The sequence below is a fragment of the Lysobacter antibioticus HS124 genome, from assembly GCF_000336385.2.
GTDB classification, from domain to species: Bacteria; Pseudomonadota; Gammaproteobacteria; order Xanthomonadales; family Xanthomonadaceae; genus Lysobacter; species Lysobacter firmicutimachus.
In genome coordinates this window covers 1-13,258 of record NZ_HG424538.1, presented here as the reverse complement: position 1 = coordinate 13,258, position 13,258 = coordinate 1, and the positions used below count along the sequence as shown (strand labels likewise).

14 protein-coding genes and 1 tRNA gene are annotated in these 13,258 nt (G+C 70.1%); 5 read left to right on the top strand and 10 right to left on the bottom strand.

Annotated elements, in window-relative coordinates; all coding sequences use genetic code 11:
• Positions 1 to 93: 93 nt before the first annotated feature.
• From TX83_RS16890 to TX83_RS16880, 3 genes are all read right to left on the bottom strand, one after another.
• A complete protein-coding gene (locus tag TX83_RS16890) occupies positions 94 to 312 on the bottom strand; it encodes a YdcH family protein (RefSeq protein WP_064749147.1) in 219 nt (72 codons plus the stop codon).
• 434 nt (positions 313 to 746) lie between these two features.
• On the bottom strand, positions 747 to 1,364 hold the full coding sequence (locus TX83_RS16885; RefSeq protein WP_064749145.1) for a hypothetical protein: 618 nt from the start codon (positions 1,362 to 1,364) through the stop codon (positions 747 to 749).
• Complete coding sequence (locus TX83_RS16880; protein WP_261370165.1) at positions 1,361 to 1,711, bottom strand: DUF4398 domain-containing protein; 351 nt, start codon at positions 1,709 to 1,711, stop codon at positions 1,361 to 1,363. The genes TX83_RS16885 and TX83_RS16880 overlap by 4 nt, the downstream gene beginning before the upstream one ends.
• Positions 1,712 to 1,834: 123 nt before the next feature.
• On the opposite strand from TX83_RS16880, the gene TX83_RS16875 reads away from it, so the two are divergent.
• Positions 1,835 to 2,950, top strand: coding sequence for a PilT/PilU family type 4a pilus ATPase (locus tag TX83_RS16875; RefSeq protein WP_064749144.1), 1,116 nt, complete (start codon positions 1,835 to 1,837; stop codon positions 2,948 to 2,950).
• 93 nt (positions 2,951 to 3,043) lie between these two features.
• On the opposite strand, the gene maiA is transcribed toward TX83_RS16875, so the two are convergent.
• Positions 3,044 to 3,703 carry a maleylacetoacetate isomerase gene (gene maiA, locus TX83_RS16870; protein ID WP_064749143.1) on the bottom strand — a complete coding sequence of 220 codons (660 nt, stop codon included), beginning with the start codon at positions 3,701 to 3,703 and terminating at the stop codon, positions 3,044 to 3,046.
• A gap of 278 nt (positions 3,704 to 3,981) precedes the next feature.
• Positions 3,982 to 4,962 carry a fumarylacetoacetate hydrolase family protein gene (locus TX83_RS16865; RefSeq protein WP_064749142.1) on the bottom strand — a complete coding sequence of 327 codons (981 nt, stop codon included), beginning with the start codon at positions 4,960 to 4,962 and terminating at the stop codon, positions 3,982 to 3,984.
• A gap of 388 nt (positions 4,963 to 5,350) precedes the next feature.
• Here TX83_RS16865 and TX83_RS16860 point away from each other — a divergent pair, with 388 nt between their 5' ends.
• Positions 5,351 to 7,327, top strand: a complete 1,977-nt coding sequence (locus tag TX83_RS16860) for a M23 family metallopeptidase (protein WP_064749141.1) — start codon at positions 5,351 to 5,353, stop codon at positions 7,325 to 7,327.
• A gap of 144 nt (positions 7,328 to 7,471) precedes the next feature.
• Here the strand turns inward: TX83_RS16860 and TX83_RS16855 are convergent, their stop codons facing one another.
• Together TX83_RS16855 and TX83_RS16850 are read right to left on the bottom strand one after the other, a co-directional pair.
• Positions 7,472 to 10,300, bottom strand: coding sequence for a protein kinase domain-containing protein (locus TX83_RS16855; protein ID WP_064749140.1), 2,829 nt, complete (start codon positions 10,298 to 10,300; stop codon positions 7,472 to 7,474).
• Between the two features lie 37 nt (positions 10,301 to 10,337).
• Positions 10,338 to 10,910 carry an ECF-type sigma factor gene (locus TX83_RS16850; RefSeq protein ID WP_075575218.1) on the bottom strand — a complete coding sequence of 191 codons (573 nt, stop codon included), beginning with the start codon at positions 10,908 to 10,910 and terminating at the stop codon, positions 10,338 to 10,340.
• Here TX83_RS16850 and TX83_RS23700 point away from each other — a divergent pair.
• Together TX83_RS23700 and TX83_RS16845 are read left to right on the top strand one after the other, a co-directional pair.
• On the top strand, positions 10,909 to 11,130 hold the full coding sequence (locus TX83_RS23700) for a hypothetical protein (protein ID WP_222423782.1): 222 nt from the start codon (positions 10,909 to 10,911) through the stop codon (positions 11,128 to 11,130). The genes TX83_RS16850 and TX83_RS23700 overlap by 2 nt on opposite strands.
• Positions 11,127 to 11,606 carry a GNAT family N-acetyltransferase gene (locus TX83_RS16845; RefSeq protein WP_064749138.1) on the top strand — a complete coding sequence of 160 codons (480 nt, stop codon included), beginning with the start codon at positions 11,127 to 11,129 and terminating at the stop codon, positions 11,604 to 11,606. The genes TX83_RS23700 and TX83_RS16845 overlap by 4 nt, the downstream gene beginning before the upstream one ends.
• 99 nt (positions 11,607 to 11,705) lie before the next feature.
• Here TX83_RS16845 and TX83_RS16840 read toward each other — a convergent pair.
• From TX83_RS16840 to rplM, 3 genes are all read right to left on the bottom strand, one after another.
• A tRNA-Gln gene (locus tag TX83_RS16840) sits at positions 11,706 to 11,780 on the bottom strand.
• Between the two features lie 75 nt (positions 11,781 to 11,855).
• Positions 11,856 to 12,248, bottom strand: a complete 393-nt coding sequence (rpsI, locus tag TX83_RS16835) for a 30S ribosomal protein S9 (RefSeq protein WP_064749137.1) — start codon at positions 12,246 to 12,248, stop codon at positions 11,856 to 11,858.
• A gap of 15 nt (positions 12,249 to 12,263) precedes the next feature.
• Positions 12,264 to 12,692 carry a 50S ribosomal protein L13 gene (gene rplM, locus TX83_RS16830; protein WP_064749136.1) on the bottom strand — a complete coding sequence of 143 codons (429 nt, stop codon included), beginning with the start codon at positions 12,690 to 12,692 and terminating at the stop codon, positions 12,264 to 12,266.
• 169 nt (positions 12,693 to 12,861) lie between these two features.
• Here rplM and TX83_RS16825 point away from each other — a divergent pair.
• Positions 12,862 to 13,258 (top strand): 4Fe-4S dicluster domain-containing protein (locus tag TX83_RS16825; RefSeq protein WP_141233540.1); only part of this gene is annotated, 397 nt, incomplete at its 3' end.

Below are 13,258 nucleotides of genomic sequence, written 5' to 3'. Positions count from 1 at the left end.
CCGCGGGCGGGTCGGGGTCCGCTTCGATCCTGGCCGGGACATCGCCGTCCCCGCCGTCGCGGCACCGGCCTCGCGCCGGCGCCGCAGCATCCTTCAGTGGTGCTGCTGCTCGTAAAGCTGCACCAGGCGGTCCTTCGCAGCCAGCTTCTCGCGCTTCATCTGCCCCAGGGTGGTGTCGTCGATCGGCAACACGCCGAGCTCGGCGTCCATGACCTTCTTGTCGAGGTCCTTGTGGCGCTGGTAGAGCTGCTTGAACTCCGGATTGCTCTTGATGAGCGCGTCGATTTCGGGCTGCGGTCGTTCTTCGAACATGAAAGCCTCCTTCAGCACTAATGCAAACGCCCCGGCCGTGAGACCAGGGCGTCGCGGGGGAGCGTGAGGTGGGTCAGGCGGGACACGGCGCCGGCTTCACGCCGCCCGGCCGCATGCGGGTGTGCGGCGGCGGGATCCTGCGTCAGGGGCGTATCGGTCATCGGCCTGGCTCTCGCCAAGCGACTGCGGAATCGCTTGGTCGTTTGACCCTACTCCTGTCCCCGACATCCGGCAAGGCCGGCTGCAACCGTTTTCAGGGTCCAGCCAGATTCGCCGGGATCGACCGCCATCGCCCGCCCAGACCATTGTTTTAACTAGCATTTCTGCCCCGCCAAGGGCCCCAGGCGCGACTCGCCGCAGGCGACGCCTGCCCGCACCGGCAGGCGCGGCCGTTCGTCGGGAGCCGCCCCGCCGCCCGCCGGACGGCGGCGGGCTTACTTCTTCTTTTTCGGCTTGGGCTTGGGGGCCGCCGGCGATTGACCGAGCAGTTCGGCCTCCTGCCGTGCCAACTCGGCGTCGCGTTCGCGCGCGGCCTTGAGTTTGGCCGCCTGCTGGCTGGCGACGTTGTCGAGCAGGCCCTCGGCCTCCTGCCGGGCCAGGGCCTCCTGATCGGCGGCCTGGCGCAGGCGCTCGGCCTCCTCGGCCTGGATCTGCGCCTGCACCCGCAGGCGTTCGGCCTCGGCGCGGGCGCGCTCGGCGTCGCGGCGGCTGGCCTCGACCAGCAATTCGCTGCGCTCGCGGTCGAGGCGGTCGATCTCGCGCTGGGCCAATTGGGTGCGGGACACGATTTCCGCGGTCTCGACCCGGCGATCGGCGATCCGCACAGCCCAGGCGCGGTCGCGGCTGCGCGCCTCGCGCGCCGCGTCGATGGCCTGGCGGGCGCGCAGGCGCTCGTAGGCGCCGAACTGGGCGGCGTCGGGGCGGGCCTCGATCGCGCTCAGGCGCTGGCCGAGACGGGCCAGTTCGGGGTCGTCGGCCGGGGCCGCGGCGGCGATGCCGCAGGCGCAAGCCAAGGCCAGGCCCAGGCGGCGGGCGTAACAGCGCGCGTTCATCGGCCGCCCTCCTGCAGGCGGCGCCGCAGCTCGGCGATCTCGCCCTGGCGCTGGTCGAATTCGGCCCGGACCACGGCCTCCCGGCTGCGCGCGTAGGCCAGGTCGGCTTCTGCGGAGGCGGTCAGCGACAGCCGCCGCGCGTCCTCGTCCTTGCCCTGCGACATCGCCGCCTGGGCCGCGCTGAGCGCGCTGCGGGCGGCATTGAGGTCCTGCGGGGCATACTGGTCGGCGTCGGCGTCGTCGGCGCGCATCACCGCCTGACGGGCGGCGGAAAGCTCGCCCGTGGGCGGCGGCGTGGACGCGCAGCCGGCCAGGGCCGAAGCGAGAACTGCGGCCAGCAGCGGCAAACGAAAGTGTGCGAAGCTTGCGGTCATTGGGGAGCGCCGTACGGGAAGGATATCGCACGGCCATTGTCGGAAGCCGGCAGCGTGCTTGCAACGGTACGCGCCGTCAACAAGGGGTAAGAATGCATGGACATCGGCTATTTCCTTAAGCTGATGACGGAAAAGAACGCGTCGGACATGTTCCTGACGACCGGCGCGCCGGTGTACATCAAGGTCGAGGGCCGGCTGTACCCTCTCGGCAATACCGGCCTGCCCGCCGGCATGGTCAAGAAGATCGCCTATTCGCTGATGGACGAGGGCCAGGTTCCGCAGTTCGAGCGCGACCTGGAGCTCAACATGGCCCTGGCCCTGCCCGACGCGGGCCGCTTCCGCATCAACGTGTTCAAGCAGCGCGGCGAAGTCGGCATGGTGATCCGCGCCATCCGCAGCATCATCCCGAGCATCGAGGAGCTGCAGCTGCCGCAGGTGCTCAAGAGCATCATCATGGCGCCGCGCGGCCTGGTCCTGATCGTCGGCTCCACCGGCTCGGGCAAGTCGACCACGCTGGCCTCGATGATCGATCACCGCAACAGCAACACCGCCGGCCACATCCTCACCATCGAGGACCCGATCGAGTACCTGCACAAGCACAAGAAGTCGATCGTCAACCAGCGCGAAGTCGGCCTGGACACCCACGCCTTCCACAACGCGCTCAAGAACGCGATGCGCGAAGCGCCGGACGTGATCCTGATCGGCGAAATCCTCGACGCCACCACCATGGAGGCGGCGATCGCGTTCGCCGAAACCGGCCACCTGTGCCTGGCGACGCTGCACTCCAACAACGCCGACCAGACCCTGGAGCGCATCCTCAACTTCTTCCCCGAAGCCGCGCACAAGAACGTGCTGATGAACCTCGCCCTGAACCTCAAGGCGGTGGTCTCGCAGCGCCTGGTGGTCGGCACCGACGGGCGCCGCCTGCCGGCTGCGGAAGTGCTGATCAACACTCCGCACATCCGCGACCTGATGCGTCGCGGCCAGGTCCACGAGATCAAGCAGGCGATGGAAGAATCGCTGGAAGACGGCATGGAGTCGTTCGACCAGTGCCTGTTCCGGCTGTACAAGGAAGGCCGGATCGAGATGGAGGAGGCGCTCAAGGCCGCCGACTCGCGCGACGGCCTGGCGCTGAAGTTCCGCCTGTCCGAAGGCGGCAGCGGCGAGCACGATCCTTACGCCGACATGTACGACGCTTCGGCGACGCACTGAGCGGACGGTCCGGACGGACGAAAACACGACAGCCGGCGGTCTTGCGACCGCCGGCTGTTTGGTTTTGCGGGCCCTGGCGCGCGCGGCGCCGGCTCAGGCCGGCCGGTCGGGCTGGTTTTCCGGGCGCGCGGCCTCGAACGCGGGCAGCGCCAGACAGGCCTGCTCGATCCGCTGCAGGGTCGGGAACGGCTCCAGCGCCACGCCGAATCGGCGCGCGTTGTACATCTGCGGCACCAGGCAGCAATCGGCCAGGCCCGGCGCATCGCCAGCGCAGAACTCGGCCTGGGCCGCACCCGCGGCGAGCAGTGTCTCCAGCACCGCGAAACCGTCGTGGATCCAGTGCTTGACCCATTCGTCGCGCTCGGGCTGCGGCACGTTCCAGGTGCCGTCGAGGTACTGCAGCACGCGCAGGTTGTTCAGCGGATGGATTTCGCAGGCGATGGTCTGGGCGATCGAGCGCACCCATTGGCGCCGGCCGGGCTCGTCCGGCAGCAAGCGCGCCTGCGGCCAGACTTCGTCGAGGTACTCCAGGATCGCCAGCGACTGGGTCATGTGCCGCTCGCCGTGCTGCAGCATCGGCACCAAGCCCTGCGGATTCAGCGCGCGGTAGTCGGGCCGATGCTGCTCGCCGCCGTCGCGGACCAGATGCACCGGAACGATGTCGTAGTCGAGGCCTTTGAGATTCAGGCCGATGCGCACGCGATAGGACGCGCTGGACCGCCAGTACGAATAGAGACGCAATTGATCGCTCACCGGGACTGCCTTGGCTGAGGAACGGTTGAAGAGTAACGAGTAAAGGCCGCGCACGGGGTCGCCGCGGCGCCGGCCTGCGACTCAGGCCCCGTTTCGATGCGGCCGGCGTCGCGCACCTTAACCGGGCGCGCACGCGATCGGGCCGCCGCTCGGCCGCACGACGGCGCCGCCGGGCGGAAAGCGCATCGGCGCATCGCGCCGGCGCACGGCGCGCGCCGGACGCAGCAACGAAAACGGGCCGCAGTCGCGGCCCGTTTCGCGGCTCTGCCGGCGGTGGCTCAGGGCCTTTCGATGCGCTGCTCGATCGCGCCGAAGAGGCTGACGCCGTCGCGATCGAGCATCTCGATGCGGACGGTGTCGCCGAAGCTCATGAACGGCGTCACCGGCTTGCCCTGCTCCAGGGTCTCGACGGTGCGGCGCTCGGCGAAGCAGGACGCGCCCAGCGAGGTGTCCTGGTTGGCGACGGTGCCGGAACCCACGATGGTGCCGGCCGACAGCGGCCGGGTCTTGGCCGCATGGGCGACCAACTGGGCGAAGTTGAACTGCATGTCGACGCCCGCTTCCGGCGCGCCGAACCATTCGCCGTTGATGTGGGTCAGCAGCGGCAGGTGGACCTTGCTGTCCTGCCAGGCCGCGCCGAGTTCGTCCGGGGTCACGAACACCGGGCTCAGCGCCGAACGCGGCTTGGACTGCAGGAAGCCGAAGCCCTTGGCCAGTTCGTTCGGGATCAGATTGCGCAGCGAGACGTCGTTGACCAGGCCGATCAGTTGGATGTGCCCGGCGGCTTGCTCCGGCGTCGCCGCCATCGGCACGTCGTCGGTGACGATCACCACTTCGGCCTCCAGGTCGATGCCGTAGGCCTCGTCGGGCACGCGCACCGGGTCGCGCGGGCCGTAGAAGCCGGCGCTGACCGCCTGGTACATCAGCGGATCGACGTAGAAGCTTTCCGGCACCTCGGCGCCGCGCGCGCGGCGCACGCGCTCGACGTGCGGCAGGTAGGCGCTGCCATCGACGAATTCGTAGGCGCGCGGCAACGGCGCGGCCAGGGCGGCGAAGTCGAGCTCGAAGGCGCCGTCGGCGCGGCCTTCGTTCAACGCGTCGGACAGCGCGTTCAAGCGCGGCGCCGTGTTCGACCAATCCTCCAGCGCGCGCTGCAGGGTGTCGGCGATGCCGGTGGCGCGCACGGCGCGGGTCAGGTCGCGCGAGACGACGATCAGCGTGCCGTCGCGGCCGCCTTCCTTCAGGGATCCGAGTTTCATCCAGGCCTCGAGGTTCGGTGCATTCGGGTCGATTGGTTTCAATTGTAACGGATTAGCCGGGCATTCCGATGGCGCCACGCCGGCCCCCGCTGCGGCAGCGATTGTCGCCCGAGCCGGCTGGCCGCCGCTGGCCGGGACGAGTCCGGGGCCGTGGCGACGGCGGTCGATCCTTTTGAATCAGACACTTGCAAAAATTCCGAAAAAAGTTCGCTGCGCCGTGAGGGGATCGGGCGCCATTCGCCGGTTGTTTGGATCAAGCGCGGCGTGGTCACGCCCGGGTCCACCGGGGCAGGCCCAGCCGTAGCGGCGGACCGCGCGTCCGCCGCGGCGGTTGAGGGCACGTCCCTCTGCGCCCGCGCGATCCCAACCCGACAAGGAGTTCGTCATCATGAAATCGCAATCTTCCGCCTCCCTCCTGGCCCTGCGCTCGCTGCCGGCCGCGCTGCTGCTCGCCCTGTGCGCCGCCGGCGGCGCCCAGGCCCAGGCCTTGAACGTCACCGTGTTCAATCCGCTCGAGTCCGGCAAGGTCGTGCTCGAACCGATCGGCCCGGCCCAGGTCGGCGGCGTCATGCAGGGCCGCATCTCGATGGGCATGACCCTGCGCAACAACGACACGGTTCCGCTCAAGGTCGTCAAGGTCGAAATCCAGGACCAGATCGCCTCCAACTACCTCACTCCGGCCGAGATCGCGCCGGGCACCGAAATCGAGTTCTGGAACTGCCGCTGCAACTGGTACAACCCCGACGAGACCGCGCCCAAGATACCGAGCTCGTTTCCGATCGTGATCAATGCGCCCTACCCGGCCACGGTCAAGATCGCGGTCTATCTGCAGGGCTATGCCAACCCGGTGGTGAAGACGCTGCCGCTGGCCACCACCACCAACCAGGGCGGCCCGCTGAACTACGCCGCCCGCGCCAACGATCTGCGCCCCAACGAAGCCTGGCAGACCTCCAGCAATCACCTCGGCAACACCCAGGCGTTCGGCCTGGACACCAGCGTCGCCGGCTGGAACGGCAGCTTCTGGGACGCCAAGCGTCCGGGCGCGACCTCGACCCAGACCGAGGGCCAGCGCGCCTACGGCCTGCCGGTGTACGCGATGACCGACGGCACCGTCTGCAGCGCGCTCAACGACCTGCCGGAGTGGAAGAACTTCCCCCGCATGTCCGACGAACTCGAGCCCGCACCGGTGTCGCCGAGCACCGGCAAATACTCCAGCGGCGGCAACTTCCTCAATCTCAAGAACGGCAACGAGATCACCCTGTACGCGCACCTGCAGCCCGGTTCGATCCCGGCCGAACTGCTGGTGCCGGGCGCGACGGTCAAGCGCGGCCAGTACCTGGGCAAGGTCGGTTACACCGGCGCCTCCAGCGGCCCGCACCTGCACGTGCACGTAAGCAAGGAAAGCGGCACGCCGTGCGTCGGCACCGACAAGCGTCCGCGCCCGATGACCTTCGATGAGATCCAGAGCCTGACCCGCGGCGAAGCCAACACGATGGCCGGGCTGGGCAGCATGGACCCCAGCGACTGGACCGCGCTGAGCAACCACTCCGCGCCGCATCCCTACAGCCTGATCTATCCCTCCAGCGCCGCGTTCCCCTTCGACGCCGCAGAGAAGGACGAGAAGACCTTCATCGGCGTCTGGCGCCCGAGCAACGCGATCGAGATCCGGATCAACAAGCCCAGCTGGAGCAGCTTCGTCGCCAAGCGCAACGAGCTGGTCGGCGACGGCTTCCGCCTGGAGAACATCGACACCTTCGTCGAGAACGGCGACCGCCACTTCGTCGGCGTGTTCAAGCGCGGCAGCGGCGGCGGCGCGCTCTACAACGGCGCCAGCTGGGAGCAGTTCACCGCGGTGTGGAAGGAGCTCAGCGACGACGGCCAGCGCCTGGTCGACCTCACCACCTATCTCAGCGGCAACGAGCGCCACTACGTCGGCGTGTTCCGCCCGGGCAACGATCACGCCGGCCTGTGGAGCCACACCGGCTACAGCGCCTTCGCCAACCAGCGCGAGATCGCCGAGGGCCTGGGCCTGCGCCTGATCGACATGGAAAGCTTCGATCTCGGCAACGGCCAGCGCCAGTACGTCGGCGTGTACCGCGCCGGCAGCGACAACAGCGAGCTGGCGCGTTCGCCCTCGTGGAGCGCTTTCGTCGCCAAGTGGCACGAGCTGTCCAATGCCGGCTACCGCCTGATCGATGTCGACACCTTCGTCGAAGCCGGCGTGCGCAACTACGTCGGCGTGTACCGCGCCGGCAGCGGCGTCACCGCGCTGGAGGCGGTGAAGGGCTGGCAGGGGCTGTTCCAGTCGTCGGAGAAGTACGCGACCCAGAACCTGCGATTGGTGGACGTGCAAGCGATCGAGTAAGCCCGGAGCGATGCGTCGCCGCGAAACGCCGCCCGCGAGGGCGGCGTTTCGTCGTTTCGGCCACGGCGCATTCGCGCAATCGAGGCCGATGCCGACGCCGATGCGCCGCACCCGGCCGGCGCACGTCGCGGGGGGGGGGAAGGCTCAACGCGCGGCAAGGCTCTCGGACTTTACCGCGCGCTCCAGCGCGTCGACCCGCCGCAACAACGGCGCGTCGCGGTGCAACTCCTTGCGCAGCAACGGCGCTGCGGCTTCGAACTGCGCCAGCGCCGCCGCGCGGTCGCCGCGCGCCAGCAGCGATTCGGCATACGGAATCCGCGCCTTGGCGGTGAGGACCTGCGCCTCGCCGTTGCGTCCGGCGCTCTCGGCCACCACCTGCGCCCAGCCGGACACCGCGCGCTCGCGGTCGCCGCGGCGCTGCGCCAGTTCCGCGCGCAGCGCCGGTATCCGGGCCAGCAGGAAAGCGTTGTACTCGCCACGGCCGAGGTCGATCGCATCCAGCCCGGCCGCGGCGGCGTCCAGGCGGTCGCGACTGAGCAGCCACTCGATCCGGCCCAGGTCGGCGGTCAGCACGCCGGCCAGATCGTCGGCGTAGCGCTCGCGCCATACCGCATACGCGCGCTCGACCAGCGGCCGCGCCTCTTCGCCGCGGCCGGCGCGCGCGAGCAACCGGCCCAGGTAGCTTTCCACCCGCAGCACGCGTCGCTCCTGAGGGTCCAGGTGCTCGCGGCGGATCGACAACGCCTCGCGCCACAGCCGCTCGGCTTCGCCGACGTCGCCGCGTTCGTCGGCGAGCGTCGCGTAGTTGTTGAGCACCCGCGCATAGTCCAGGCTGCGCGCGCCGGCCACCCGCGCCATGATCGCCAACGCGGCGCGGTAGTGATCGCCCGCGGCGCGGTAATCGCCCATGTCCTGAGCCGCATCGGCGATGTCGACGTGGATGTTGGCGACCATGTCGCTCTGCTCGCCGTACAGGTCGCGCGCCAGGCCGAGGTTGTCCGCCAACTCGCGCCGGGTCTCGGCGACACGGCCCTGGCCGAACAGCACCTTCGCCAGGTAGAACTGCTGCACCTGCGCGGCGACGCTGTGCGCGCCGTCGGCGCGAGCCAAGTCCAGGGCTTCGCGGAACGCGGCTTCGGCGCGGCCGAGTTCGCCGCGGCGGCGGTACAACTGGCCGAGGTTGCCCAGCATCGCCGCGCGCTCCTGCGGCGATTGCCGCATCGCGTGCTTGCGCCGCAGGGCCTGCGCTTGCGCGAACGCGTCCGCGGCCAGATCGTAGCGGCTGTCGGCGACGCGGGCCAGGCCGAGCACGTCGTAGGCCTCGGCCAACCCGCGCGCGTCGGCCTGCCCCTGCCGCAACGCCAGCGCGCGCTGCGCGGCGGCCACCGCCTGCGCGCCGTACTGGCGTTCGCTGAGCGAACGCGACAGCTCCAGCAGCGCCTGCGCGGCGCGCTCAGGCTGCGCCACGGCCGGATCGAGAAACTCGCGCGCGGCGCGATCGAGCAGCGCTTCCGCGCGTTGCGGCTGGCCGAGATTGCGGTAGGCGCGGCCGAGCACCGCGCGCAGGCGGGCACGGATCGCCGGAGTTTCGTCCAGACCGTGCTCGATGCGCGCGGCCGAAGCGTCGAGCACATGGCGCGCGCTGACGTCCTGGCGCGCACGCGCGCCGCGCATGCTCGGGTCGGCGGCGTCGAACGCCGAGACCAGGAATTCGCTGACCTGCCCGGCCACCGCCGCCTCGCGCTCGGCGCGGGCGCGTTCGGCGCTGACCCGCCAGACGAAACCGACCGCCAGTGCCAGCACGGCCGCGGTCGCCGTGGCTTCGCGCCAGTGCCGGCGCAGGTAACGACCGAAGCGATAGCTCCAGCTCGGCGCGCGCGCCGACACCGGTCGCCGACGCTGGTGGCGCAGAATGTCCTGGGCCAGGGCTTCGACCGAGGAATAACGCAGGCGCGGATCCAGCGCGCAAGCGCGCCGGGCGATGGCGTCGAGGTCGCCGCGCAACTTGCCGCGCCAGGGGCAGCGCGGCGAGGCCAGTTCGCTCGGCGTCGGCACCGCGACGTCGCGGTCGCCGACGCCGCGGCCGAGCGTGCGGCAGGCCAGCAGTTCGGTCAGCAGCACGCCGAGCGCAAACACGTCGCTGACCACGCTGACCCGCGCGCCGCCGAGCAGCTCGGGGCTGGCATAGGCGGGCGTGCAGAACGCGTTGCCGCGCTCGGGATCGCCCTGCTGCCGGTCCAGCGCTTGGGCGATGCCGAAATCCAGCAGCACCGGCTCGCCGTCCTCGGCCACCAGCACGTTGGCCGGCTTGAGGTCGCAATGCACGATCAGGCGCTGGTGCGCGCTCTGCACCGCGCCGCAGACGCGCTGGAACAAGCGCAGGCGCTGTTCGAGGTCGGGCCGGCGGCGCTTGCAGTACTCGTCCAGCGGCTCGCCCTGCACGTACTCCATGACCAGGTACGGCTGGCCGTTGGGCGTGGTCCCGCCGTCGTAAAGGCGGGCGATGTTGGGGTGCTGCAGCTCGGCCAGCAATTGCCGCTCCGCGGCCAGGCGTCGGGCGAACTCGTCGCGGTCGATGCGGACTCCATGCGGGCCGTCGCTGCGCAGCAGCTTGATCGCGGCCTGCTGGCGGAACAGGCCGTCGGCGCGCTCGGCCACGAACACCCTGCCCATGCCGCCGCTGGCGACGCGCTCGACCAGCAACCAGGGCCCGAGCCTATCGCCGATGCGCGGCTCGACGAGCGGATCGCCGGCGCCCTCGTCGGCCACGCCCGTGCCGGCCTCCAGCAACGCCTGCAGCGGCCGCGCCACCGCGCCGAGTTCGTCGGTCTGCGCGCCGAGCAGTTGCAGCGCCTCTTCGATCAAGGCCGGGTCCTCGCTCAGCCCGGCCAGCGTCTCGCGCCAGCGCGGCGGCGGCAGATCGCAGGCCGCATCGAACAAGCGCCGCAACTCCCGCCAATGCTCGGTCTGCATGTGCTCTCCTGCGCCGCGCGCGAGCACGCCCGGCCGCTCAGCTCAATTGTTGGCTCAACCAGGCGCGGGCGAAGCGCAGGTCGCGCTCGACCGTGGGCAGCGACACTTCCAGCACGCAGGCGATCTCGTTCTGCGCCATGCCGCCGAAGTACGCCATCTCCACCGCACGCGCCGCGCGCGGATCGCGTTCGGACAAACGTTGCAAGGCCTCGTGCAGGGCCAGCACGTCCAATCCGGCGGTGGCTCCGCCGCCGAGGTCGGCATGCGACAGGGTCAGCATCACCGGATGGGCGCCGCGCTTGTCGGCGGCGCGCGCGCGCGCCTCGTCGACCAGCACCGAACGCATTTTCAGCGCGGCCAAGGCGAAGAAATGCGCGCGGTCCTGCCAGTCGACCGCACCGCCGAGCAACCGCATCAAGGCTTCGTTGACCAGGGACGTGGCCTGCAACGTGCGCTCGCCGCCGCGCGCTCGCAGCCGCGCCGCAGCCATGCCGCGCAAGGTGTCGTAGACCTGGACGAACAGGCGGTCGCGCGCGGCCGCATCGCCCGCGCGCCAGCCGTGCAGCAGAACGGTCAGATCCTCGTCCACGCGCCCCTCGACGCCGTCCATGCGCGCCCACGTCGGGCGCGCGCCGAGCATCGCGCAGTCGCGCGCAATCCGACGCGACGGCCGCCACGATTTCGCATGCGGCGATGCGCGGCGGCGTGCGCCAACCGCCGGATCGCGCGTCGCCCGGCGACGCCGCGACGAGTACAGTCTCGGGCTTGCCTCCGCGGCCGATTCGAACGCGCGGATCGACCGCATGAACCGACCGACGAGCCGCCCATGATTCCGCTGCGCCCGCTGGCCCCCGCCGACCGCGACGCCGTCCGTCGCTTCCTCGTGGCGCGCTGGGGCAACGCCACGATCGTGCTCGACGGCCGCGCCATCGACGCCGCGGCCCTGCCCGGCTTCATCGGCCAAGACGAAGGCGGCATCGCCGCGCTGGCGACCCTGCTCGACGAAGCCGGGCACAGCGAAATCGTCACTCTCGACGCCGTGCGGCCGCGGGCCGGCCTGGGCACCGCGCTGGTCGAACTCGCCGCCCGGCGAGCCTGCGCGCTCGGCCTGCGCGCACTGCTGACCCGAACCACCAACGACAACCTGGACGCCCTGCGCTTCTATCAGCGGCGCGGCTTCCGCCTGCATCGCCTCGTCGCGGGCGCGATCGACCTGGAGCGCGAAGCCGACCCCGCGATCCCCTTGCTCGGCCGGCACGGCATCCCGCTTCGCGACGAGATCAGCCTGATCCGGCCGCTGGGCTGAATCGGCCGCAGGGCGGTTTGCGCGGACGAAAAACAAAAAACCCGCCGAAAGGCGGGTTTTTTGTTGCGCCTGGACCTGGCGGTCCTCAGCGATCTTGTTTGGCAGCCCCGGATGGATTCGAACCACCGAATGTCTGAGTCAGAGTCAGATGCCTTACCGCTTGGCGACGGGGCTATGGAACAGATTCTAGCGCAAAATTCCGCGGCTGCAAAAACAATTCGAAGCCGCGGAACGTGCAGTAATCGAAGATTAGCGCTTCGAGAACTGGGTGGCGCGACGCGCCTTGTGCAGACCGACCTTCTTACGCTCGACTTCGCGGGCGTCGCGGGTCATGAAGCCGGCCTTGCGCAGCTCGGACTTCAGGGTTTCGTCGTACTCGACCAGCGCGCGGGCGATGCCCAGGCGGATCGCACCGGCCTGGCCGGTGATGCCGCCGCCGGCGACGGTGACGGTAACGTCGAACTTGTCGGTCGACTGGGTCAGCTCGAGCGGCTGGCGCACGATCATGCGCGCGGTCTCGCGGCCGAAGAACTCTTCGATCGAACGCTGGTTGATGGTGATCTTGCCCTCGCCCTTGCGCAGGAACACGCGAGCGGTGGAGGACTTGCGGCGGCCGGTGCCGTAGTTCTGCTGGATAGCCATGTTCGTATCTTTACCTTAGATGTCCAACGGCTGCGGCTGCTGGGCGGCATGCGGATGCTCGGAGCCCTTGTAGACCTTGAGCTTGCGGTACATGGCGCGGCCCAGCGGGTTCTTCGGCAGCATGCCCTTCACGCCGATCTCGATCACGCGCTCCGGGTGGCGCTCCAGCGCCTGGCCCAGGGTCTCGCTCTTCAGGTTGCCGATGTAACCGGTGAAACGGTGGTACATCTTGTCCTGCAGCTTGTTGCCGGTGACCGCGATCTTCTCGGCGTTGATCACCACCAGGTAATCGCCGGTATCCACGTGCGGGGTGTAGACAGGCTTGTGCTTGCCGCGCAGGCGGCGCGCGAGTTCGGAGCACAAGCGGCCGAGCGTCTTGCCCGACGCGTCGACGACGTACCAGTCGCGCTGGACGGTCTCGTTCTTGGCGGTAAAGGTCTTCATTGAGGATTCTGCTATGGGTGACTGGTCGGGCTGATTCCGGACGCCGGCCGCGTGGCCTGGGCGGGCGGAACTTCGCCTCGCGTTTGGAAAGGTGGAGCGAAAGAGGCGAGATCATAGCGGTCCCGCCCCGCCGCCGCAAGTCGACCCGGCCCGGTGCTAGCATGCGCCGATGCCCGCCGCCCGCCCGCCGACCCCGGACCCGTTGCCGCTGGTCGCCCTGGCCGACCGCTGCGTGCAGTGCGGGCTGTGCCTGCCGGCCTGCCCCACCTACGGCCGCGACCGGCTCGAAGCCGAGTCCCCTCGCGGCCGGATCGCGCTGGCGCGGGCCCTGGCCCTGGGCACCGTGCCGGCGACCGTGGTCGCCGACACCCACCTGGACCACTGCCTGGGCTGCCGCAGCTGCGAGGCGGTGTGCCCGGCCGGGGTCGAGTACGGCAGCCTGCTGGTCGCCGCGCGCAGCCGTCAGCGCGAGCGCCGGCCGCCGCCGTGGCGACAGCGCCTGATCGAGGCCCTCACGGCACGGCCGCGCCTGCTCGGCGCCGCGCTGAGCCTGTACCGGCTCGCCC